This window comes from Mycobacterium sp. (assembly GCF_049673265.1).
Taxonomy (GTDB): domain Bacteria; phylum Actinomycetota; class Actinomycetes; order Mycobacteriales; family Mycobacteriaceae; genus Mycobacterium.
The window spans coordinates 1-21,435 of the sequence record NZ_JBATXN010000188.1 but is presented as its reverse complement, the minus strand read 5'-3'; the positions used below and the strand labels follow the sequence as shown (position 1 = coordinate 21,435).

19 protein-coding genes are annotated in these 21,435 nt (G+C 64.9%); 11 read left to right on the top strand and 8 right to left on the bottom strand.

Annotation, left to right across the window (positions count from 1 at the left end; all coding sequences use genetic code 11):
- The 7 genes from WBF82_RS06720 to WBF82_RS06690 form a co-directional block, all read left to right on the top strand.
- Nucleotides 1-516: hypothetical protein (locus WBF82_RS06720; protein WP_424382288.1), on the top strand; the 516-nt coding region annotated here is incomplete at its 5' end.
- 129 nt (nt 517-645) lie between these two features.
- Nucleotides 646-2,175, top strand: coding sequence for a nitric oxide reductase activation protein NorD (locus WBF82_RS06715; protein WP_424382287.1), 1,530 nt, complete (start codon nt 646-648; stop codon nt 2,173-2,175).
- A gap of 22 nt (nt 2,176-2,197) precedes the next feature.
- Nucleotides 2,198-2,986, top strand: coding sequence for a CbbQ/NirQ/NorQ/GpvN family protein (locus tag WBF82_RS06710; protein WP_424382286.1), 789 nt, complete (start codon nt 2,198-2,200; stop codon nt 2,984-2,986).
- Nucleotides 2,987-3,000: 14 nt separating this feature from the next.
- Nucleotides 3,001-3,129 carry a hypothetical protein gene (locus WBF82_RS06705; RefSeq protein ID WP_424077358.1) on the top strand — a complete coding sequence of 43 codons (129 nt, stop codon included), beginning with the start codon at nt 3,001-3,003 and terminating at the stop codon, nt 3,127-3,129.
- Between the two features lie 8 nt (nt 3,130-3,137).
- Nucleotides 3,138-3,824 (top strand): hypothetical protein, encoded by a 687-nt coding sequence (locus tag WBF82_RS06700; RefSeq protein ID WP_424382290.1) that lies wholly within the window; start codon nt 3,138-3,140, stop codon nt 3,822-3,824.
- 11 nt (nt 3,825-3,835) lie between these two features.
- Nucleotides 3,836-4,234, top strand: coding sequence for a hypothetical protein (locus WBF82_RS06695; protein WP_424382285.1), 399 nt, complete (start codon nt 3,836-3,838; stop codon nt 4,232-4,234).
- A 50-nt stretch (nt 4,235-4,284) separates the two neighbouring features.
- Complete coding sequence (locus tag WBF82_RS06690) at nt 4,285-5,409, top strand: FAD-dependent oxidoreductase (protein WP_424382284.1); 1,125 nt, start codon at nt 4,285-4,287, stop codon at nt 5,407-5,409.
- A 13-nt stretch (nt 5,410-5,422) separates the two neighbouring features.
- On the opposite strand, the gene WBF82_RS06685 is transcribed toward WBF82_RS06690, so the two are convergent.
- From WBF82_RS06685 to WBF82_RS06675, 3 genes are all read right to left on the bottom strand, one after another.
- Complete coding sequence (locus tag WBF82_RS06685; protein ID WP_424382283.1) at nt 5,423-6,169, bottom strand: class I SAM-dependent methyltransferase; 747 nt, start codon at nt 6,167-6,169, stop codon at nt 5,423-5,425.
- Nucleotides 6,170-6,303: 134 nt separating this feature from the next.
- Entirely contained in the window at nt 6,304-7,050 is a 747-nt protein-coding gene (locus tag WBF82_RS06680; protein ID WP_424382282.1) for a class I SAM-dependent methyltransferase, read from the bottom strand.
- 18 nt (nt 7,051-7,068) lie between these two features.
- A complete protein-coding gene (locus WBF82_RS06675; protein ID WP_424382281.1) occupies nt 7,069-8,445 on the bottom strand; it encodes an alpha/beta fold hydrolase in 1,377 nt (458 codons plus the stop codon).
- A gap of 114 nt (nt 8,446-8,559) precedes the next feature.
- Here WBF82_RS06675 and WBF82_RS06670 point away from each other — a divergent pair, with 114 nt between their 5' ends.
- Nucleotides 8,560-9,327: an SDR family oxidoreductase gene (locus tag WBF82_RS06670; protein ID WP_424382280.1), complete on the top strand. Its 768-nt coding sequence runs from the start codon at nt 8,560-8,562 to the stop codon at nt 9,325-9,327.
- On the opposite strand, the gene WBF82_RS06665 is transcribed toward WBF82_RS06670, so the two are convergent.
- Nucleotides 9,314-10,678, bottom strand: a complete 1,365-nt coding sequence (locus WBF82_RS06665; RefSeq protein ID WP_424382289.1) for an aldehyde dehydrogenase family protein — start codon at nt 10,676-10,678, stop codon at nt 9,314-9,316. The genes WBF82_RS06670 and WBF82_RS06665 overlap by 14 nt on opposite strands.
- Complete coding sequence (locus tag WBF82_RS06660) at nt 10,675-11,781, bottom strand: AMP-binding protein (RefSeq protein WP_424382279.1); 1,107 nt, start codon at nt 11,779-11,781, stop codon at nt 10,675-10,677. Before WBF82_RS06660 ends, WBF82_RS06665 begins: the two co-directional genes overlap by 4 nt.
- A gap of 358 nt (nt 11,782-12,139) precedes the next feature.
- Between WBF82_RS06660 and WBF82_RS06655 the strand changes: the two genes are divergently transcribed.
- The 3 genes from WBF82_RS06655 (at nt 12,140) to WBF82_RS06645 (ending at nt 15,231) form a co-directional block, all read left to right on the top strand.
- Entirely contained in the window at nt 12,140-12,697 is a 558-nt protein-coding gene (locus WBF82_RS06655; protein ID WP_424382278.1) for a nuclear transport factor 2 family protein, read from the top strand.
- A gap of 95 nt (nt 12,698-12,792) precedes the next feature.
- A complete protein-coding gene (locus WBF82_RS06650; RefSeq protein ID WP_424382277.1) occupies nt 12,793-13,659 on the top strand; it encodes an SDR family NAD(P)-dependent oxidoreductase in 867 nt (288 codons plus the stop codon).
- Nucleotides 13,660-13,668: 9 nt separating this feature from the next.
- Entirely contained in the window at nt 13,669-15,231 is a 1,563-nt protein-coding gene (locus WBF82_RS06645; RefSeq protein ID WP_424382276.1) for an AMP-binding protein, read from the top strand.
- 8 nt (nt 15,232-15,239) lie between these two features.
- On the opposite strand, the gene WBF82_RS06640 is transcribed toward WBF82_RS06645, so the two are convergent.
- The 3 genes from WBF82_RS06640 to WBF82_RS06630 all read right to left on the bottom strand — a co-directional run.
- The gene (locus WBF82_RS06640) at nt 15,240-16,028 is read right to left on the bottom strand and encodes a lipase family alpha/beta hydrolase (RefSeq protein ID WP_424382275.1); all 789 of its coding nucleotides are present in this window, start codon (nt 16,026-16,028) and stop codon (nt 15,240-15,242) included.
- Nucleotides 16,012-17,817 (bottom strand): AMP-dependent synthetase/ligase, encoded by a 1,806-nt coding sequence (locus WBF82_RS06635; protein ID WP_424382274.1) that lies wholly within the window; start codon nt 17,815-17,817, stop codon nt 16,012-16,014. Before WBF82_RS06635 ends, WBF82_RS06640 begins: the two co-directional genes overlap by 17 nt.
- Before the next feature lie 93 nt (nt 17,818-17,910).
- Nucleotides 17,911-21,435: cation-translocating P-type ATPase (locus WBF82_RS06630; RefSeq protein ID WP_424382273.1), on the bottom strand; the 3,525-nt coding region annotated here is incomplete at its 5' end.

The following is a 21,435-nucleotide window of genomic DNA, read 5'->3' as shown; positions in this document are numbered from 1 at the left end:
GCCCAGCGCGAGGGCCTGTCGGTGCGGCCCATGCTCGTCACCTTGATCGGCTATCTGGTCATCATCGACGCCGCGATCAACTCCTTCGGCTGGGCTCTGGATCTGGTTGGCAACCACACCCTGCTGGCCCGGGTGCTGTTGACCGGGTGGGGAAACATGTTCGATGCCGGCTACTTCTGGCATTTCAACGAGCTGTGGGTCGGCGGCGCAGCGGGGCCCGGTGAAAAGGCTTGGGAGGTCGGGTTAATCCTGACCGTGTTCTCCATGCGGATTGCTGCGGCGATCGGGTTCTTGCAGATGAAGCGGTGGGGCCATCAGTGGATGATCATCACCTGCTGGATGGGTGTGGTTATCTGGATCGGCTACGTGTTCAACATGACGATGTATGCCGACGTGCGCTACGCCGGCGTGGTATTCCCGGTTGTCGGCTGGTGGCTCTACGACATCTTCTACATCACCCCCTTCCTTGCCGTCCCCTACCTGCACACCGTCAACCGCGAAATCTTCTCCGACTGACCACCTAAGGAGGTTCGACATGCTCTGGGAGATCTGCCGTTACATCGCGGCGTGGGGTGGCACTGCCCTGATCATCGGATTCTGGTACTGGTTGTTTTCCAGCCTCGGGACGTTCTGAGCGCAGCGACCGTGGCTGAACTCTCAGACGCGCGTGCGACGGCGACCGAGCGCAGTTGCGCGTTGGCGGCTGTCGCTTTCAGCGATCAGCGTCGTGAGGGTGCACGCCTGATGACCGGGCCAAGACGCAGCTTCAGCTTGGACGCCTCGCTCCGCGTGGTGCATGTTCCGTATCCAGCCATGGCATCTGCCTGGACGCTGCGAACGTTGACATGCGGAGTGGCACTGCAATGTTCGCCGTCCAAAGAGCGAATCGCAGCATACCGATTGCACGATATGTCGGACCGCGAGCGTTGCGCGCTCAGTGTCGTCGAGGGCGGCGTCGCGCTCGGGTGGGTCGCCATCACGTGGCCCGGGCTGATGACCGAGCTGCGGCGGCTGCTGCCCGATCTCGAAATCGGCGACAGCGGCATGGAAGCCACGCAGATACTCGACCGCGCGATAGAACTGGCCCGAACACGCCAGCAGCTGGAAACACATCCATTGCTGGGCTCATTGCCGACAGCATTCGCGAGGACGCGCGGGCTGGCCAGTGCGATGCGGCGGTACGGCAGGATGCCGTGGACCACCGGGCAGAAGCGCCGGCCCCGGGCCTACTCAGTGCCCGTCGGCGGAGACGGCGGCGTGCGCAACCCCAACCTGCCGCCACCTAGCAGGCCTGAGGACAATGACGTGGATATCAATCCACAACGCAGACAAGGCATTCCTTATCCAGAGTGGAATGCGTGGACCAACAGCTTCCTGCTCGACCACGTCGCCGTGGTCGAGCGCGCACCCGCCAACAGAGAACGCGAATTCGCACCGGCAACGGCGGATCTGCGCAAGTGGTTCGAAGCCCATACCTATCGGGCAATGACCAATCACCTGGAAGACGGCGCCGACCTCGATGTCGACTCCTACGTCAGCCACTACCTCGACTTGATGAGCGGAGAAGCCAACGAGCCACGTGTCTTTCGAGAGCTGCTGCCCAGCGGTCGGGACGTGACGACGGCTCTGCTGCTCGACGCCAGCTCGTCGTTGGGAGTGCACGGCGGACGGATCTTCCGCTTGGAGTTGGCATGTGCAGATGCGCTGTCGCGCGCGATGACCCGTGCCGGCGAACGCCACGGCATCTTCGCATTCACCGGCAACACCCGCCATCACGTCGAGGTGCGCTGCCTGAAGGATTTCCGCGACAAGGGGCTTGTGGTCCCCAGCGGTTCGGGTTTGGCGACCGGCGGCTACACCAGGCTGGGCGCACCGCTGCGACACCTAACGAACCGGCTATTGGCACAACCATCCGAACGTCGCCTGCTCATCGTGATCGGCGACGGACTGATGTCCGATGAGGGCTACGAGGGCCGCTACGCATGGGCGGATGTGGCACACGCGGTTGACGAAGCCAACCAGGCCGGCGTCTCCGTCTATTACGTCGGTGTCGGACCCACCCGGGTCGATCCGCTCCCGGAAGTATTCGGTCCGCGCCGCGCCCAACGGATCAAGCGTGTCGAAGAGCTTCCACGCGTGTTGGCACACGTTCACCGGGAGCTGGTTTGCGCATGATCGACAACCTCGGAGGGGACCAATGACGACCGATCTTTATCTCGCGAACGGCAACGAAGTGCAGTTGTTCGAGCAGGCCTACCACCGGCGTATCCCGGTAATGCTCACCGGGCCAACAGGTTGCGGTAAAACGCGCCTAGTTGAGCATATGGGCCTGCTGCTCGGGCGGCCCGTCGTTACGATCAGCTGCCACGACGATCTGACGAGTTCAGATTTGGTTGGACGATTCATGGTGGTCGGCGGGGATGTGGTGTGGACCGATGGACCACTGACCAAGGCGGTCAAAGCCGGCGCGATCTGCTACCTCGACGAGGTTGTCGAAGCCCGCCACGACTCGTTGGCGATCCTGCACTCGTTGACTGATCACCGCCGCGCGCTATACCTGGATCGCGCCGGTGAAACTGTCGAGGCACCAGCCTCGTTCATGTTGGTCTGCTCCTACAACCCCGCCTACCGCAGCTCGCTCAAGGAGCTCAAACCCTCGTTTCGGCAACGGTTCGCCACGCTTGCGATGAACTACCTTCCGCCAGAGCGTGAAGCCGAAGTTATTGTCACCGAAGCGAGCGTCGAGCGCGCAATTGCGCGCCGACTCGTGCAGTGCGCCCTGGCAATCCGCGCCGCCGACGAAGTCTTTCACTTCGAGCCGCCATCGACTCGGGCGCTGGTCACCGCCGCGCAGCTAATCGCTGCCGGCGCAAGCGAAATGGAGGCCGCAGAAGCCTGCGTCCTCGCGCCACTCACAACCGACGGCGCGATCCACGACGGATTGCGTGAAGTCGCGGCTGCCAGCCTGCTCACCCTCGACGGCTAAGAAAGGAATCCGATATGGACCAACAAGAACGCAAACGCAAGAGAGCGCTCATCGTCTTCCAAGTCTTCATCTACGGCTACCTGCTGACGATGTTCCTCATCCAGCTGTACATGTCGTTTGCCCGAGGCTGGTGGCACTTGTGAATCTGCCTATGCTCAAGCGTCGTTCATCGCTGCGCCTCGACGAGCACTACGACGAATCCCGTGATGCCCAGCGGCGGGCTGACAAATGGATGATCATTGGGGCTGCGTTGATGGGGATGTGGGCCCCCGGAGTCATCGGATTTCCAATCTTCATGCGCGGAGTGTGGCTGCAGCGCCAGGCATTACGGGCCGGGCTGTCGGTGCGGCCGATGATCGTCACCTTGATCGGCTACCTCGTGTTGATCGACGGATGCCTCAACAGCCTCGGCTGGGCCCTGGATCTGGTGGCCAACCACACCCTGATCAACCGCGTGCTGATGGTCGGGTGGGGAAACATGTTCGATGCCGGCTACTTCTGGCATTACAACGAGCTGTGGGTCGGCGGCGCAGCGGGGCCCGGTGAAAAGGCTTGGGTGGCCGGGTTAATCCTGACCGTGTTCTCCATGCGGGTCGCTGCGGCGATCGGGTTCTTGCAGATGAAGCGGTGGGGCCATCAGTGGATGATCATCACCTGCTGGATGGGCGTGGTGATCTGGATCGGCTACGTGTTCAACATGACGATGTATGCCGACGTGCGCTACGCCGGCGTGGTATTCCCGGTCGTCGGCTGGTGGCTCTACGACATCTTCTACATCACCCCCTTCCTTGCCGTCCCCTACCTGCACACCGTCAACCGCGAAATCTTCTCCGACTAGGAAGGACTACCGTGACAACCTCGACAACGACAGACGATCTGCCGCCTGGCACCACGCCCTACTACGCGCGAATGCACAAATGGATCAAGCGCGCAGTCATGGTTTGCCTGGTCGCGCTGGTCATCGAAGGTGCGTTCACGCTGCCCTTCATGGCGATCTACTACGGTTGGCCGACCCTGAGCCTCACCCAGATCTGCAGCGAGCTGATGAAGGTCCGATACTCCAACGACACTCTTGCGTGCCAATTCCCGTATCCGATGTTCGGGCCACCTGAGGGTGCGGCCGGAAAAGCAACCGCCCAGGACCAGTGGGGAATTCAGCCGGTGCCGCATTATCACCGACTGGGATTCCGTGAACTGGTGAGGATCCACGATGAACGGCTCGCCCGTCAAAACGCGGGACAGCACTAGCCAGTTTGACGCCGATCGGCCCCAGTTAGAACGTGTTACAGTTTGCTGGCATGAGCCGCAAACGCGTCGTCGTCGCGGGGCTGGGGGATGTCGGCATCCTCACCGCGATTCGGCTCTCCCGGCACGCCGACGTCGTCGGCATCTCGGTCAAACCTGCACTGGTCAGCGGGCAGGAACTCGGCGTGCGGTTGTCCCGGCCCGATGACTGGGCCCGGGACTACTGGATCCCATTCGACCGATTCCGTCGTCTGGATCGGGTGCGGATCATTCAGGGCACGCTGACCGCACTCGATATAGTCGCTCGAGCCGTCTCCGGTCGGCGTGACGACGGTACGACGTTCGCCGAGGAGTACGACGCGCTGGTCATCTGCACCGGGGTCAGCAATGGCTTCTGGCGCCGGGCGACGATGCAGTCGGCCGCCGAGATCGGCGCCGATCTGCGCGCTGCCCACAACCGGGTGGTGGACGCCAAGTCCGTGATCGTCGTGGGCGGCGGGGCAGCCGCGGTCAGCAGCGCCGCCAACATGGCAACTACCTGGCCGCACAAGAGAATCGACCTCTACTTCCCCGGCGAGCGAGCGTTGGTCGGCTATCACCCGCGGATTTGGCAGCGCATCCACGCCCGGCTGACCGATCTCGGTGTCGGCCTTCACCCGGGGCACCGCGCGGTGATCGACGACGGGTTCGCCGGCGACGAGATCACCAGCGAGCCGGTGCAGTGGAGCACAGGACAACCCCCGGCGTCGGCCGAGGCCGTGCTGTGGGCGATCGGGCGCGTGCAGCCCAACACCGACTGGCTGCCGCCCGAGCTGCTCGATGAGCACGGCTTCGTTCCCGTGACACCCGAGTTGCGGGTGCCCGGCCAGCAACGGGTGTTCGCGATCGGGGATGTCGCGGCCACCGACCCGCTGCGCAGCTCCGCCCGCAATCGCGGGGATGCGTTGGTGGCCAGAAATATTCGCGCCGAGCTTGCCGGTCGAGCGTTGCGCAGCTACCGGGCGCCGGGCCGGCGGTGGGGCTCGTTATTCGGGATACAGCCCAGCGGGTTGGAGGTGTTCTTCCCCACCGGTCATGCCCTGCGGTTCCCGTCGTGGTCGGTTGATCGCGTGGTAATGCCATTGATCGTCCGGTGGGGCATGTACGGCGGAGTCCGGGAAAATCACCCGTCGATGTGAAACGCTGCGGGCGTCAACCCCGTTTGGCACGCACCCACTGAAAAGTGCCGAGGGTCTTGGTGCGCACGGTGGCGAAGCCGTGGTCTTCGAGAATGTCGCCGATCTCATCTTCGCCAAACACGTACGCCCCGCCGCTGGGCAGCTTCTGCCATAGCATCGGCAGACTTCGGACGATGGGCACCATCACCGCAAGTCGACCGCCCGGTCGCAGTACCCGGGCGATCTCCGACAGTGCTGCCGTCGGGTCGGGTATCAGCTGCAGGACCGCGATCGAAACGACGGCGTCGACGGTCTGGTCGCGCAACGGCAGCCGCTGCGCATCGGCGCGCAGGAAGCCGACCTGTGGTCCAGCTTCAGCCCGCACAGCGCGCGCCAGCATCGGCTCGGAGATGTCGACTCCCAAGGCAAGTCCGTCGGGTTCTGCGGCGCGCGCCAGCGACGCGGTCACCGAACCGGGACCGGAGCCGACATCCAAGGCCACCCCGCCCTGCGGAATGTTCAACCACTCGATCGGGTGCTGCAACGAGGCGACGAACCTGCGCGATATGGCCTGCGCATTGTCGTAAAGCATCGAACCGATCGACGACGCCCACACTGCCTGAATGGCACCGGTGTTTCTGGCGGGGCTGTCGTCGTCGGCTGCTGAACTGCCCAGCAGGTCGAGATAGCCGTTGCTCACATCGGGGTCCGTAGGCGGATCGATCAGCAGGTCCAGCGCCCGCTGCAGGGCAGGAGACAACGTCGTGTTCAGGGTCGTCATAAGCGCCACTCCTCAATGAAATGCCAAGTTTGACAAGCGTTTACGAAACCGAGTCCGCGACTTTTTCCACGGCCGGCTTCTGTTCGCAGCCTACGCCGGGCAATCGGACGCTTCCAGTTCGAGACGCGGCGGCGCTAGGACGGCGTCGCCAGGATCGCCAATGCGTCTCCGCCGACCGACACCCCCGAAGGACCGATGAGCTCGGCCATTCTGGTACGGAGCTCGGTGGCCTTGTCGGCGGCCAGCGTCAGGTGATTGGAAAAAGTAAACGCGATGTCCACCCACTGTTGAGCTGAGTACTGCAGGTTGTGCGGATAACTCCGGCGCGTGACCGTGAACCCCGCCGCGGTCAGCAAGTCGGTGAGATCGCCTGGTTCGCCGTCCGCGCCGCGGGCGTCGATAGCCATATAGTCCTGATAGATCGACTCGAATTGGGCACGCGTTGGCCGGCTGGGCCGCAGCCGGTTCCACATCAATGCGAGCTTCCCGCCGTCACTGAGAATGCCGCGTATCTTCGGCAATGCCACGGCCGGATCCACCCAATGAAACGATGCCGCGAACACCACGCGGTCGAATCGACGGCCGGCAGGCTCCCATTGCTCAAAGGTCGCGATTTCGACCGGAATGCCCTTGGCTTGTGCGACGGCCGCCATGCGGGTATCGGGTTCGACCGCAAGGACATCGATGCCGCGTTCGACGAACTGCATCGAAGCAATTCCGGTTCCTGCGCCCACGTCAACGACTCGACGAACACCAGACGCCACAACGTCGCCGATCAGCTGGTCCGGGTACCGCCGACGATATGTGTCGTAGTTGTGTGCCGCGCCCCCAAAGGAATTGGCGCGCTCGCGATTAGTGAACAGGTTCAGTCGCGGTGGCATGCCGCCGAGCGTAGCTCACTACTGCTTGACGGTGGCGAGCTCGCGCACAAGGGCGCACAGCTGCCAGTGACCCGGCACGCCTTTCAAGGCGTACTCGCCGCGATCGGCGAACCGGTGTCGCGAGCCGGTGACGATGTCGCGTACCGTCGACGAAACCAGTACCTCGCTGGGTCCGGCCAGTGCTGCGACGCGCGCACCGATGTGCACGGCCATCCCGGCGACATCTTCCTTCAAAGCGCCGCGAACCTCGACTTCCCCGGCGTGAATGCCCACCCGCACTTGGATGCCCAGGACCCTGACCGCGTCGACGATCGCGTCAGCACACGCGATCGCGGCGCTCGGACTGGTGAAGGTCGCGACGAATCCGTCACCGGCGGTGTTGACTTCGCGGCCGCCGAACCGATCGATCTCGTGGCGCACGATGGTGTCGTGGTTGTCGAGCAGGTCTCGCCAGCGACCGTCGCCGAGCACGGCGGCACGTTCGGTTGAGCCGACGATGTCGGTGAACATGATCGTGGTCAGCACCCGCTCGGCGCCCGTGCCGCCTCGCACGCCGGTGACGAACTCTTCGATCTCGTCAATCATCGGCGCGGTATCGCCGACCCAGTAAAGAGCGTCTGCTCCAGGCAGCTGGACGAATTGTGCTCCGCCGATGTGCTCGGCAATGTAGCGACCGTTGTCGATTGGGCAGAACTCCGAGTCTTCGCGGTGCAGGACCAGCGTCGGTGCGGTGATGCGTGCCAGGGTGTCGCGGACATCGCAATGCCTGACGGTCAAGATGATGGCGCGGGCCATGCTGGGTGAGGCGGCGCGGTTACCGGCCATATCCCACCATGCGCGGAACGCGTCGTCGCTGCGCATGCTGGGAGCGATATAGCCGAGCATGTCGAAGCCTTGGTCGACGGCATCGGGTTCCATCGCAACCGTCGTATAGGGGTCGTCGTCGCGGATATCGAAGCCGAATGGGTAGTCGTCAGCACGAAGGGTACGGGCCGCGCCATTGATGATCACCAGGTTGCTCACCCGCTCGGGATAGTCGGCCGCGAGGATGAGCCCTGTCATCGAGGCGAACCCTGGCGCGAAGATCGTCGCGCGCTCGCACCCGACCGCGTCCATCACCGAGATGGCGTCTTTTGCCCAGAACTTCGGTCCGATCACGTCCAGCGACGGCGCCCGCGACGAGAGACCGACCCCGCGCTGGTCAAGCCGGATCACCCGGCTGAAGGATGCCAGGCGCCGGTGGAACCGGTACATCGACGGCTCGGCGTCGATCGTGTCGATCGGGATGGACGGACCGGGCAGCACCAGCAGGTCAGTCGGCCCTTCACCAAGGACCTGGTAGGCGATGTCGACTTCGCTACACGTGGCGTAGCGAGTCCGCGGAACCTGCGCCACCGTTACAGGCTAGTTCAGGGCGCCGACAGGATTACGGGGTCTTCATGCGGCGCCTCGGTGGCCGCGGGTATGCAGGTATCAGACAGGCGACGGAAAGAGCTGGAGGAGGAAGTCATGCAGATGACCGGCAACACGATCCTGGTCACCGGTGGGGGCACCGGGATCGGCCGCGGTTTGGCCGAGTCATTACATCGATTGGGCAACCAGGTCATCATCGCGGGCCGGCGCCTCGAACACCTCAAGACGGTCACCGAAGCCAACCCGGGCATCCAATACCTATCGCTGGATCAAGGCGACCCCGCCGACATCCGGCGATTTGCCATCGAGCTCACCGACCACCACCCGGACCTCAACGTCATCGTCAACAACGCCGGCATCCAGCGCGTCGAGGACCTCGCCGCCGGTGGCCCCGGCGCGGCGGAGCTGAGCATCGCGATCAATCTGCTGGGACCGATCAGGCTCACCGCGGCGTTGCTGCACAGGCTGCTGGGCAAGCCACACGCGGCGATCCTCAACGTCACGTCCGGGCTGGCGTTCATTCCGAGCGCGATTACCCCGACGTATTGCGCCACCAAGGCAGCGCTGCACTCCTACACCCAGTCGCTGCGATTTCAGCTGCGTGACACCCCGGTCCAGGTGATCGAAATCATTCCGCCGCAGGTGCAGACCGGGTTGCAGGGCGAGCGCGGATTCGATTCCAGGGCAATGCCATTGGACGAGTACATCACCGAGACAATCACTCTGTTGCAGACTCAGCCGCAGGCTGACGAGATCATCGTGGACCGGGTCAAGGGGTTCCGGTTCGCCGAGCGGGACGGGACGTACGACGACATCTATCCCGCCTTCAATCAGGCGATGATCGCTGCTGTCAATCGCGAATAAAACCTTTGTTGCGCATCAGAAAATCGGCCAGGAACCCGTCGTGCGGGATTTCGGGTGCCCCGTAATACGTGCGATGGTGGCCGCGGTACACATTGGCGATGGTCGGCTCGGCGAGCAGATCATCGATCAGGTCGTCGTCGTTGGTGATCGCGTTGATCACCAACGAATGCCGAAGCGGCTCCACACCGTCGGAGCGTGACCACGGCGAGACCCAAACACACGGGAAGGGCAGCTCGATGTTGAGCTTGGTGACGTCGGGCGTGGTCATCAGGTGCACGGCCGGCCGCAGTGCGGCGCAGCCATCGGTCAGTTCTGCGACCACCTGGTCGGCGCCGAGCACCGGGGTAGTGCCCGTCGCCGCGGTTGCCAGGTAGTTCGCCAAAGCCTGTGCCTGGTCGATGTTTTGGGTAGGAAGGACCGCTTGCTCATCCTCGGTAGGCAGCACCGGAATCGTCGCTAGCCGTTCGCCGATCGCGTGGGCCAGCGGAGTGGGATCGCCCTCGTAAAGCACGGCGGTCGTGTTGACGCATGCGATCCCGCCAATGTTGGCGATCGAGTCGGTGATGACGTCGAGGTAGTCTCGCCAGTCGTGGTCGGCGGTGATCAGGATCTTGGCCCGGCCCGGGCCGTTGACCAACACCGTCGGGTTGTTGGCGTACGTGTCGATGACGTCTTGGCTTCCGTAGATCATGGCGAGATCGGCCGACCGGATGATCTCGTCTGCGCCGCGATGATCGGTAGGTAGGTACACGGCGTCGGCCGGACGAAACCCGGCTTCCCGCAACGCGTGAACCAGCCGGTGCGCGGTGAGCGGTTCGCGGCGCGACGGGCGGACCGCCACCCGGTATCCGAGAGCCAGCGCCTGAGGCCACAGCCCATGCACCCCCGGGCCGTTTCCAGAGGCCAGCACACCGAATACCTCGCCCCGCCGCACCCACACCGCAGCGCCACTGCGGGTGCGCGGGTCGCGCCAATCCGAGGCAGCGCCGGCCGGTCTCGCCAGCTGCGCCACACCGGATGCTGAAGCGACACAATCGGCGACGCCGCGTGCGCTCGACCGCGTTACCGCGATCGGGACTCCGGAAATCCGGCTTGCCAGCTCGACGTAGCTGTCGAAGTCCAGCCCCGCGATTACCCCGGTGGCGAAGGCGTCGGCGGCCTTGGCCAATGCGGCTTCCCGTTGTTGTGCCGGCAGCGGCCGGGTGTTGCGTTGCGCGCTGATAGTGCGCGACACATACAGCGGCGGCACGATGCTGAGATCGACGGCCGCCACACCGGCGGTGGTCGTGACGGTTTCGCGGTTGCGGGTCTGGTACGCGCCGTCGGGGCCGAGCGCGTCGATGCGCATCAGTAGACGCCTTCGATGACGGGCTCGCCTTCGAAGGCTGCGACGGGCTGTACCTCGCTGAGCGAATCACCCACTTGGCCTTCGGGTCCCGGCAGCCGGATCGCACTGTCGCGCTCCAGGTTGTTCGGCAGGAACATGCCCTTGCTGAGATGGTTCATCACGACCTGTCCGCGTTGACCGTAAGGCACTTGCTCGCCGGTGTCGGGATCCACCACCGAGAACACCACGTATGGCGTGCGCGGATCAAAGACGAAGGGGGCGTCGTCGTCGCTGTGGCGAGTCATCGCTTGAGAGAGAATCATGGTGCTGCCGAACACCATCGTGATCGCCGTATTCGGGAAGATCTCGCGGAGCAAGTTGAGCGTATCGACGTCCACATGGGCACCGCTGAGCAGCGTGAAGCGAATCTTGTCGTTCACCAAGTTCGCCAACTGGTCGTTGCGGGCGATGGCCTCGAGTAGCGGCGGAGTGGTGTGCAGGTTCGCCACGTCCTGGGTCTGCAGAATGTGCACGGTCTGCTCGAGGAGATGGTCGACGTACGCCGACACCTCGGCAGTGGCTGCTACGGCCGGGCGGGCGGCGATCTTCTTGACCCAGCGAGGATCCAGGTCGATCGCGTGAAAAACCGAGCCGAGCCGTTCGGAGACAAGACGAGAAAAGTAACCCACCCCGTGCGGCCCGCTCGGCATCATGCAGACGAAGCCGCGGCCTCGCAGAAAACCGCCGTTCGCGAAGTCCTCGGTTTGCCATTGGATGACTTGTTCGATCCAATCTGGCAGCTGCACAGTTCTTTTGGGCGCACCTGTGGTGCCACCGGACTCGAAGATCTGCGGCGGCGGCGGCGGGGACCCGTATCCACGGGGGATCAGCTCCTCGACGGGCACGTTCCGCAGCTCGTTCAGCAAGTTGGGGAACAGCCGCAAATCGGTGAACGTGTTGACGTCGGTCAGCGGGTTGAAGTTCAGCGTCCGTGCCGCCTCTAGCCAGAACGTGCAGCCGGTGTGTTCGCCGAAGTGCCAGGCGATCGCGGCACGTAGGTAGTCCTCAGGGTCGTCGATCGGTGCCGACCGCGGCACATCCAGTAACGAAAAATCGATGTCGGCCATACCACCGATCATGTCGCAGGCCAGATCGCCCGAGCAATGTGCCGCGGCGAATCCGCCTCATGGGGAATGGTTTTCGTGCGTGGTTAACCCTTCATAGGCGCAGAATTCTCCGACTCGACACGCCCATGCCGACCGGCCTCTTCGACCGCTGATATCGCATACGGCTTGTTTTGCGAAACAGGAGGGCCGCCGGCTCGCACGACAAGGACGACACCGTAGCCGTAACGAAACCGCTCGTTCGGCCGACAATTGGGTAAACTAGCGCTGACTAGTTGATGAATCACAGATGAACGCGAGGTTAAGTATGCAGGTCAGAGCGCATATGCCGCGGACCGAGACGCTATCCCGATGTCCGCAAATGGCTGCTCCGAACGTGCCCTCCGTGGTCCTCGACAACGCGGTCGACACTGCGGACCACGTGAGTGCGATCGACTTCATCAACCGGGTCAACTGGTTATTCGACGCCTGGGACATCGACGCGATGGTCGAAGCGTTCCTCCCCGACGGCGTCACGCACCACACCCATGGCACCGTCCGTGGCCGGATCGAGACGCGGCGATTCTTCCAAGCGCAGTACCCCTACACCGTTCCCGGGGTGAGCCGGCACGCTACCAACCCGATCGTCGATCCCGACGGCGACGACGGCGTGGTCGTCCGTTACCACAACCTTCTCATCCGCTATGCAGCAGAGGCGTCTTCGCCCAAGATCGTCCAAGGTCAAGTCGTCACAAGCCACGCCGACATGCCCGCGCTTTGGGTCTACTCGGCGATGACGGATCGCTTGCGGCGCACCGAGCACGGATGGCGAATTTTCGAACGCCGCGTCGGGCCGACGTCGATGAACGACCGCTTAACTCCCGGCGCTTCCAACTCCGGGTACATGGACCCGTACCTGTCGCCGGCCGCAGCCTGGTGAACTGACTGCCTCAACAATCAAGCTGCGGCTGCACCGCAAGTGGGTATAGGTAGACCAGAAGTAAGTCAATGCCGACTGGAAGAGGCAGTCGTCTGATGAATGTGGCAGCAAAAGCCATCGATCTGCTCGCCAACCCGGCGCGGGTCTCGAATCTGGACAAGCTGCGCAGCGCGATTTCCGGCAAGACCGTCCTGGTCACCGGAGCGTCGTACGGTGTTGGCGAGGCGACGGCCCGCAAGGTCGCCGCGGCAGGAGCCACCGTTCTGGTTGTGGCGCGGTCGGCGGACAAGCTGCAGGAGCTGGTTGCTTCGATCAACGCGGGCGGCGGAAAGGCAGTCGCCTATCCAACGGACCTGACCGATGAGGGCGCAGTCGGCGCGCTAACGGAGAAGATCGGCACGGAGCACGGCGCCTTGGACATCGTGGTGAGCAACGCCGGTAAGTCGCTGCGCCGCTCGCTGCACAATCAGTACGACCGACCCCACGACTTTCAGCGCACCATCGGCATCAACTACCTCGGTCCGATCCAGCTGCTACTGGGTGTCCTTCCGGCCATGCGTGAGCAGGGCCGCGGGCACATCGTCAACGTCTCGAGCGTCGCTGTGCGTGTCCCGCCTGGACCGCAGTGGGGCGTCTACCAGGCATCCAAGGGCGCGTTCGACCGGTGGCTACGCAGCGTGGCACCGGAATTACACGCCGACGGTGTCGACGTCACCTCTGTCTACTTCGCGCTGGTCCGCACCAGGATGATCGAGCCCACACCGGTGCTGACCAAACTTCCGGGGCTGGATCCCGATGAAGCCGCCGACGTCATCGCGAAGGCGATCATCCAACGACCGCGGACTCTCGCGCCGCCATGGGTGGGCCCGGTCGAGCTTGCGTCGGTGCTGTTGGCCGGGCCTGCGGATCGTGCAGCGCGGATCTGGTACCGCAGATTCTTCAAAGAGTCCGCCGGCGACTGAAAACCACCGATGACCGAAAAGGTAACCATGACCGCGGCTCGGGCGTTGCTGCGCTCCGGACTGCTCAGCCCGCCTAATCCCGCGGCACTGGTCCGGCTGATCGGCGAAGTAGGCCGCGGCGGCACCAATCCCTACACCTTGCTGGCGGTCGCCGCGGCTCGTTGGCCCAACCGGGCGGTGATCGTCGATGACGACGGCACGTTGAGTTACCGCGAATTGCGGTCGGAAACCGAAACTCTCGCAGCTCAACTCATCGAAGAGGGCGCGGCACCCGGGCAAGCGGTGGGCGTCATGTGCCGCAACGGTCGGGGCTTCGTTCGTGCGGTGTTCGCCGTGGCCCTGGTCGGGGCTGATGTCGTGCTGGTCAATACGGACTTTCGCACCGACGCACTAGCCGCCGCGTTGAGTGCTCACCAAATCCAAATGATCGTCTCTGACGCTGAATTCGCCGATAAGGTGCACGCGGCCGATGATGCGGTCACTGTCGTCGACGCGGTGGCGGCCAAGACGCGCAACCGCGGTCCGCGGCCCAAGGTGGCAGCGTCTGGGCGGATTATTCTTCTCACCTCGGGTACCACCGGCAAACCGAAGGGTGTTCCCCGCGCCCCGCGGATGCGCTCGGCGGTGGGTGTCTGGGTGACCATTCTGGATCGCACCCGGCTGACAGCCGGGTCACGAATCTCGGTGGCAATGCCGATGTTTCACGGCCTGGGGCTCGGCATGCTGATGTTGACCCTCGGTCTCGGCGGCACAGTGCTCACCAACAGCCATTTCGATGCCGAAGCAGCACTCGCGCAAGCATCGCGTCATCGCGCCGATGCGTTCACGGCGGTGCCTGTCGTGCTGGCGCGCATCCTCGACCTGCCCGACGATGTGCGGGCGCAATACCCGGTGCCGGCACTGCGGGTGGTGATGTCAAGCGGTGATCGGCTCGATCCCAGCCTCGCGCAACGGTTTATGGACAGCTACGGCGACATTCTCTACAACGGCTACGGCTCAACCGAGGTCGGCATCGGCGCGCTGGCGACGCCTGCCGACTTGCGGAACGCCCCGGAAACGGTCGGCAAGCCGGTCGCCGGCTGCCCGGTGCTGATCTTCGACGACACCGACCAACCCGTCGGACCAGACGTCACCGGACGGGTATTCGTCGGCGGCGAGCTGGCGTCTGAGGGTTACACCGGCGGCGGCGCCAAAGTCGTCGTCAACGACATGACCAGCACCGGCGACATGGGCTATCTCGATGATTCGGGTCGGCTGTTCATCGTTGGCCGGGAAGACGACATGATCATTTCCGGAGGAGAGAACGTTTACCCGCGTGCGGTTGAAAACGCGCTCGCCGAGCACCCAGACGTTGCCGACAACGCCGTCGTCGGCGTGGCCGACGAGCGGTTCGGTCACCGGCTGGCGGCATATGTGGTGCCGCGCCCGGACAGCGACGTGGACGAGGAAGGGCTGCGAGAGTACTTGCAGGACAGGGTATCCCGCTTCGAACAGCCCAGGGATATCCATTTGCTGAGCAGCTTGCCACGGAATCCGGCCGGCAAGGTGTTACGGAAGGAGCTGCCCAACTAAGCGGCAGCTCAGCGCCGAAACGGCCGCCAGCCGCCTTCCGGCTGGGCGAGACGGTCCGCGATCACCGACAGCGTCTGCACATTGTGGCCGTAACCGAGGTGACTGCTGCGCACTTCGATGTTCTCGGTCTCCGGTGCGGGCAGGCTCGTGCAGCACTGCCAGGCCACAATGCCGTCGCTCTTGCTGTAGATGCATGTCGTCGGCACCGACAACGGTTGGTCTCGGCGTCGCTGCGCGGCTTCGGAGACCGCTTCGGTGACCTCGCTGCCCCGGTTGACCAGCCGCCACACCGTCCACGCGGTGCTGGCCCGATGGTTGCCGCGGAACGGAGATCCCAGCGTGATCACCGACCGGACATCGTCGGGGAAGGCGCGCGCCAATTCCCGGGCATAGATTCCACCGGCGCTCCAGCCGATGATGCTCACTTTGCGCCCATCGGCCCGTTCTCGGATGTGGCGCAGCCGCGCGGGCAGCGTCTCATTCATGCTGGAGCGATATCCCATGTTGTAGCCCAGACCCCAGTCGTAAACCCGATAGCCCAAGCGGCGCAAGACATCACGCAGAAACCGCGTCGAGAACGGTCCAGCCAGAAATCCTGGGATCACCAGAACTGGATGGCCGTCGCCCCGGGGCCAGCGGGCGATGCGCGGGGCAGCCGCCAGAGCGGCGAGATATTCGACACCGGTGCGCCATTCCAGCAGGCGCAGCAGATGTCCCGGCGGGACCGCGTTGACCGCATCGGGCAGCGAATCTGATTGCTCGACTTCGAGTTCAGCGGGGTCAGGAATAGAAGCCATTCAACGTTTCCTTGTTCTGCTCGGCGACGACGCCGCGCTTCACCTTGAGTGACGGTGTGAGCTCGCCGCGGTCGACGGAGAGCTCGTGGTCAAGCAGTGCCCACTTCTTGATGGTCTCCCAGCGATTGAGGCTGGCATTGAGTTTCTTGACGTGTTCATCGATCATCTCGTGCACCGCATCGGATTTCGTGAGCTCCTCGTACTGTGTGTCGCCCAGCCCGTGGTCTTTGGCCCACCCGCCGATTGAGTCCGAATCCAGGGTGACCAGGGCGGCAGCGAAATTGCGTCCCTCGCCGAACACCATGAACTGGCTGGCGTAGGGGCACAACGTCGCGAACTTCGCTTCGATCGCTGGCGGCGCGACATACTTGCCGTTGGACAGCTTGAACAGTTCCTTGATCCGGCCGGTGATCTTCAGGAATCCGTCGTCGTCGATGCTGCCCTGATCCCCGGTGGACAGCCAACCGTCCTTGAGCGCCTCGGCGGTGGCCTCGTCCAAGTGGTGGTAGCCGGCCATCACGCACTTGCTACGGAACTGGACCTCACCGGCGTCGCTGATCCGGACTTCGGTGCCCTCGAACGGCAACCCGACCGTGCCGAGCTTGTAGTTGTCGGGGCGGTTGATGAAGCCCGCGCCCGCCGACTCGGTCAGCCCGTAGCCCTCCAGGATCAGCAGGCCGGCGGCTTCGAACCATTCGGCGATGTCACGGTTGAGCGGTGCGGAACCGGATATGAAGAACCGGATCCGCCCGCCGAACACGTCGCGGATCTTGGCGAACACCAGTCGGTCGAACAGCCTGTGCTGCAGCACCAAGTGTGGCCACACGAACTTGCCTTCGCGGCGACTGCGCGCAACCTGTTTACCCACGGCGAATGCCCGGTTGAACAGGACGGCTTTGGCCCCGCTCTGTTGCGTGAGGATCTTGGAATAGGCCTTCTCGAAGATGCGCGGCGCGGCTCCCATGAATGTTGGTTTGACCACCCCGGTGTTTTCCACGATCTTGTCGACGCGGCTGTCGATCGCGCTGGCGAACCCGCACGCCAGCTGAGTGGAGATCAGCACCTTGCCGAAGGCGTGCGCAAGCGGTAGCCACAGCAGTTGCAGGTCGTCCTCGCCGAGTAGATCCATGTCGTTGATCGTGGCGCCGGTGTACACCCACGCCTCATGCCGCAGCCGCACCCCTTTGGGTTTGCCCGTGGTACCCGAGGTGTAGATCAGCGTGGCCAACCGGTCGCCGCTGATCTCCTCGGCGGTCGTGCGCACACTGGATGGATGCTCGGCCAGGTGCTTTGCGCCCAGTGCGGCGAGGTCGTCCAGGGTGATCACCCAGTCGCCGTCACCAGCCCCGTCGAATACCACCACCTTGGCGAGGTTGGGTAAGTCGCTGCGGCGCTCGGTGAGCTTGTCCAGCTGCTTGTCGTCCTCGGCGAAGACAATCTTCGAGTCGGAGTCGGCGAGGATGTAGGCGGTGTCCTCGGCGTTGGTGCTCGGATAGACGGTGGTGGTCGCCGCGCCGGCGCACATGATCGCCAGGTCGGCCGCGATCCACTCGAATCGGGTGGTCGACGCGATGCCGATGCGATCCTCGGGCGCGACGCCCAGCGCCAGCAGCCCGGCTGCCAGGGCTTCCACCCGTTCGGCGGCCTGTTTCCAGGTGACCGAAACCCACTTGCCGTCCTCGGGGTAGCGGAACGCCTCCCGGTCTGGCGATGACTCGACGCGGTGCAGGAATAGCAGCGCCAAATTCGGCGCTTGGGTTCCGGTCGGGCTAAGACTCGTCTGGCTCATCGAACTTCCTTTGTGCTCAGCAACCCCAGTACCGATCTTGCTGGGAAGGCGCACGCTTAGATGGCCAAAACGTGAATTTGCCCGCCGACAGTCTCACGCCTCGTCGGCCTCGGCGATTCCGGTGGTTTTGGCCAACCAGTTCGGTGCGAGCACCGAGAGGCCGGTCGCCGCTGCGGTGGCGCCGGCCACTCCGGTCCAGGCGACCGGCCCCAGCGGTGTGCAGCCGAAGAAGTGGCTGACGCCGGGAGTCTGGACGATCGCGACCAAAACCGCGGAGCTGCCCAGCGCGGTGGCCACCACCAGCGGGCTGTGCCGCCGAGCCAGCAACGTTTGAGCCAGCTGCGTCGTCACCAGGGCGGTCAATCCCATTGTTGCCGTGCGTCTTTCGGTGCCCGGAGTCCAGCGTCCGATGGCCCACGCCGCCGTCGCACCGGCGGCTGTGACGGCGCCGCGGGTGACGATCTGCCGCATCAGCGGGGCGTCCAATGAAGGAGTCGGAGCGGTGAGCACCGATCGTTGATAGGCCCGCCGGGCCTCGTCGGCCTCTTCCGCGGTGTCGTATTCGTCGGCCTCGGGTTCGTCGAACTGCGGGGTGACGGCGACCGCGAGCGCGGGGAACATGTCCGTCAGCAAGTTCACCAGCAGCAGTTGGCGGGTTCCCACCGGCGCCCGGCCGCTGCCGAATGCCGTACCGATGATCGTGAACAGCACCTCGCCGACGTTGCCGCCGACCAGGATCGTCACCGCGTCGCGGACACCGGCCCACATCCCGCGGCCCTCGACCAGCGCGTCCAGCAGTACGCCAAGGTCGTCCTCGGTCAAGACGATGTCGGCGGCGCCGCGAGCGGCCGACGAACCGCGACCGCTCACCCCGATGCCCACATCGGCCATCCGGATCGCGGCTGCGTCGTTGGCTCCGTCGCCGACCATCGCGGTGACCCGCCCGCAGCGCTGCAACGCCCCGACGATCTGGACTTTCTGTTCGGGGCTGACACGGGCGAAGACCTGTACGTCGGCGGCGAGTTTGGCGCAGGCATCCTCGTCGAGGCCGTTCAGTTCGGCACCGGTGATCACCCGCGCATCCTCAGGCAGCCCCAGCTGGCGGGCGATCGCCCGCGCGGTCACCGGGTGGTCGCCGGTGATCAGCACGACGTTGCGGTCAGCATCGACCAGCGCTTCGATCAACGGGCGCGCCGATGGTCGGGCGGTATCCGCCAAGCCGACGTAGCCGATCAATTCCAGGTCATAGGCGGCGGCGTCGACGGCGTCGGCGTCAGTATCGTCGTCGTCTTCGGTCTCGTGCACCCAGCTGCGCTTCGCCACCGCCAGCACCCGCAAGCCCTGCTCGGCGAGGTTGTGCACCAACGATTCCGCGTGGTCCTGGTCGGCCTCCGGATCGGCGAACCGGCAGCGCGGCAGCACCACCTCCGGAGCGCCTTTCAGCATCAGCAACGGCGTTGTTGGATCCGTGCTCAGTGTGCCGATCGCGGCGGCGAAGCCGCGGCTGGACTCAAACGGCACCTCCGCGATCAGATTCCACTCCGAATCACTTTCGCCGGCGAGCGATTCTGCGGATTTGAGGATCGCCTCGTCGGTGGCGTGGGCATGGCCCTGACCTTCGTGCGGTTGGGTGGATGCCCGAGCGGCGGCAAGCAGAATGTGGGCCGCTTGCGGGTCGGTGGCATCGGGGAACGGGCCTCGCGGATTGGTCGCGGCAGGCACCGAACGCACGACGCGCAGCCGGTTTTCGGTGAGCGTTCCGGTTTTGTCGAAACATACGGTGTCGACGCGGCCCAACGCTTCGATGGTGCGGGGCGCGCGGACCAGCACGCCGCGCGCCGACAGCCGCTGGGCGGCGGCCAGTTGGGACAGGGTGGCCACCAGCGGCAGGCCTTCCGGGACCGCGGCCACTGCGATCGCGACGCCGTCGGCGACCGCCTGACGCAGCGACGCACGGCGCAGCAACGCCAACCCTGTGACTGCCGCGCCGCCTGCGAGCGTCAGCGGGAGCACCTTGGCGGTCAGCTCGCGCAGCCGCGCCTGCACGCCCGCCGATGATTCGACGTCGATGACCGCCGAAATTGCGCGGTGCGCCGCGGTACCCACACCGGTGGCCACCACGATCGCCCGCGCATGCCCCGCGACGATCGTGCTGCCCTCGAACAGCATGCTGGCCCGGTCGGGATCGCCGGCCGCGACCGGATCCACCTGCTTGTCGACCGGCAACGACTCACCGGTGAGCAACGATTCGTCGACCTCAAGGTCCTCGGCCACCAACAGGCGAGCATCGGCCGGGACCACGTCCGGGGCGGATAAGTCGATGACGTCGCCGGGACGCAGTGAACTGGCTGCGACCGTCACCGTGCGCTCGGCGTGCCGGGCCGCTTCCAGGCGACGTCGTGTCGTCGCGACCACCGGGACCACGACGCGGCGCGCGACTTGGTCCTGTTCGGCGAACAGCTCGGCGGCTGCCGCGTCGGCGCGTAACCGTTGCGCCCCGCCGGTCAGCGCGTTGACGGTCATAACACCGGCGACCAGCAGCGCGTCGACGTTGCTGCCGACGATCGCCGAGGCGGCCGCGCCGACCGCGAGGATCGGGGTCAGCGGATCGGCGAGCTCGTGGCGGGTCGCGTCCAGCAGCCGTCCCATCTGATTCAGTGGTCGCCGTAGCGGCGCCATGAGCGGTTCGTAGTACAGGTCCTCAAGAACGCGTCGCCATGCCGGCTCGCCGACTTCGGCGGCGAGCGGCTGGGTACGACCGGCCAGCCGGGAATAGACGATCTCGGGGTCCAATGCGTGCCATGCGGTCAACGGCTGCGGGGTGGGATCGGGCTGCCGCAGCACCTTGCTGGCCGAGTACGCGCCCGACGCCAACGCGCTCGCCGCGGCCGCGTTAACCGGATTGAGCCAGCGTCGCAGGCTCAGCGGATTGCTGGGACGGCTAGGTTCGCCAGTGACCAGCAACAGCCCGGCCAATGTGGTGCCGCCCTTGGCCAGGTTTACCGATGATTGGGTGGTCCGCCGCGCCACCGGTAAGGCCGACAGGATCCGCACGGCCGCAGCCAGATCGGTGCCGGTGATGATGTCCGCGGTCCACGGTGTGGCCGCTTGGGGATCGTCCAGCGCGACCGCGACGTCGGCGATGGCCAGTGCCGCCAAGGTGTCCGTCGATGCGAAATCGCGATGCAACGCGGTGATCAGCAGCACCGGGCCGCGATCGGTGCGTAGCTCGCGTACCAGGTTCAGCAGTGGGGTGCCGGGCGGGTGACTGGCGGCCACGCTGGCGGCCAAATCCTCGGTTCCCGCCACGTGCCGCAGGACGACCCGGGCCCCGGTCCGGTGCGCGATTTGCAGCAGCGGCACTGCAAACGGATCCACCTCCCAGCCCACCTCGACACTGCCGACGATGTCGCCGTCGACCATCAACTCGGCCCGTTCGAGACCCTGGGCGGGCGCAGCGGAAGGCCCCTGCGCCGGAATCCATCGCAGGCGTGCGCCGGTGGCGGGCAACTCGTCGGGGTCCGGTTCCGGTGCCTGCTCGCCGTGCAGCAGGGCGTCGGCCACCTCGTAGACCCGGTCCTCATCCCAACCCGGTATGTCGCCGCGCGCATGCAGCAC

What these genes read in the sequence shown, in the direction of transcription:
- WBF82_RS06710 (WP_424382286.1), top strand. Translation starts at nt 2,198, where the DNA reads ATGACGACCGATCTTTATCTCGCGAACGGCAACGAAGTGCAGTTGTTC.
- WBF82_RS06705 (WP_424077358.1), top strand. Translation starts at nt 3,001, where the DNA reads ATGGACCAACAAGAACGCAAACGCAAGAGAGCGCTCATCGTCTTCCAA.
- WBF82_RS06700 (WP_424382290.1), top strand. Translation starts at nt 3,138, where the DNA reads ATGCTCAAGCGTCGTTCATCGCTGCGCCTCGACGAGCACTACGACGAA.
- WBF82_RS06690 (WP_424382284.1), top strand. Translation starts at nt 4,285, where the DNA reads ATGAGCCGCAAACGCGTCGTCGTCGCGGGGCTGGGGGATGTCGGCATC.
- WBF82_RS06685 (WP_424382283.1), bottom strand. Translation starts at nt 6,169, where the DNA reads ATGACGACCCTGAACACGACGTTGTCTCCTGCCCTGCAGCGGGCGCTG.
- WBF82_RS06680 (WP_424382282.1), bottom strand. Translation starts at nt 7,050, where the DNA reads ATGCCACCGCGACTGAACCTGTTCACTAATCGCGAGCGCGCCAATTCC.
- WBF82_RS06670 (WP_424382280.1), top strand. Translation starts at nt 8,560, where the DNA reads ATGCAGATGACCGGCAACACGATCCTGGTCACCGGTGGGGGCACCGGG.
- WBF82_RS06660 (WP_424382279.1), bottom strand. Translation starts at nt 11,781, where the DNA reads ATGGCCGACATCGATTTTTCGTTACTGGATGTGCCGCGGTCGGCACCG.
- WBF82_RS06655 (WP_424382278.1), top strand. Translation starts at nt 12,140, where the DNA reads ATGGCTGCTCCGAACGTGCCCTCCGTGGTCCTCGACAACGCGGTCGAC.
- WBF82_RS06650 (WP_424382277.1), top strand. Translation starts at nt 12,793, where the DNA reads ATGAATGTGGCAGCAAAAGCCATCGATCTGCTCGCCAACCCGGCGCGG.
- WBF82_RS06645 (WP_424382276.1), top strand. Translation starts at nt 13,669, where the DNA reads ATGACCGAAAAGGTAACCATGACCGCGGCTCGGGCGTTGCTGCGCTCC.
- WBF82_RS06640 (WP_424382275.1), bottom strand. Translation starts at nt 16,028, where the DNA reads ATGGCTTCTATTCCTGACCCCGCTGAACTCGAAGTCGAGCAATCAGAT.
- WBF82_RS06635 (WP_424382274.1), bottom strand. Translation starts at nt 17,817, where the DNA reads ATGAGCCAGACGAGTCTTAGCCCGACCGGAACCCAAGCGCCGAATTTG.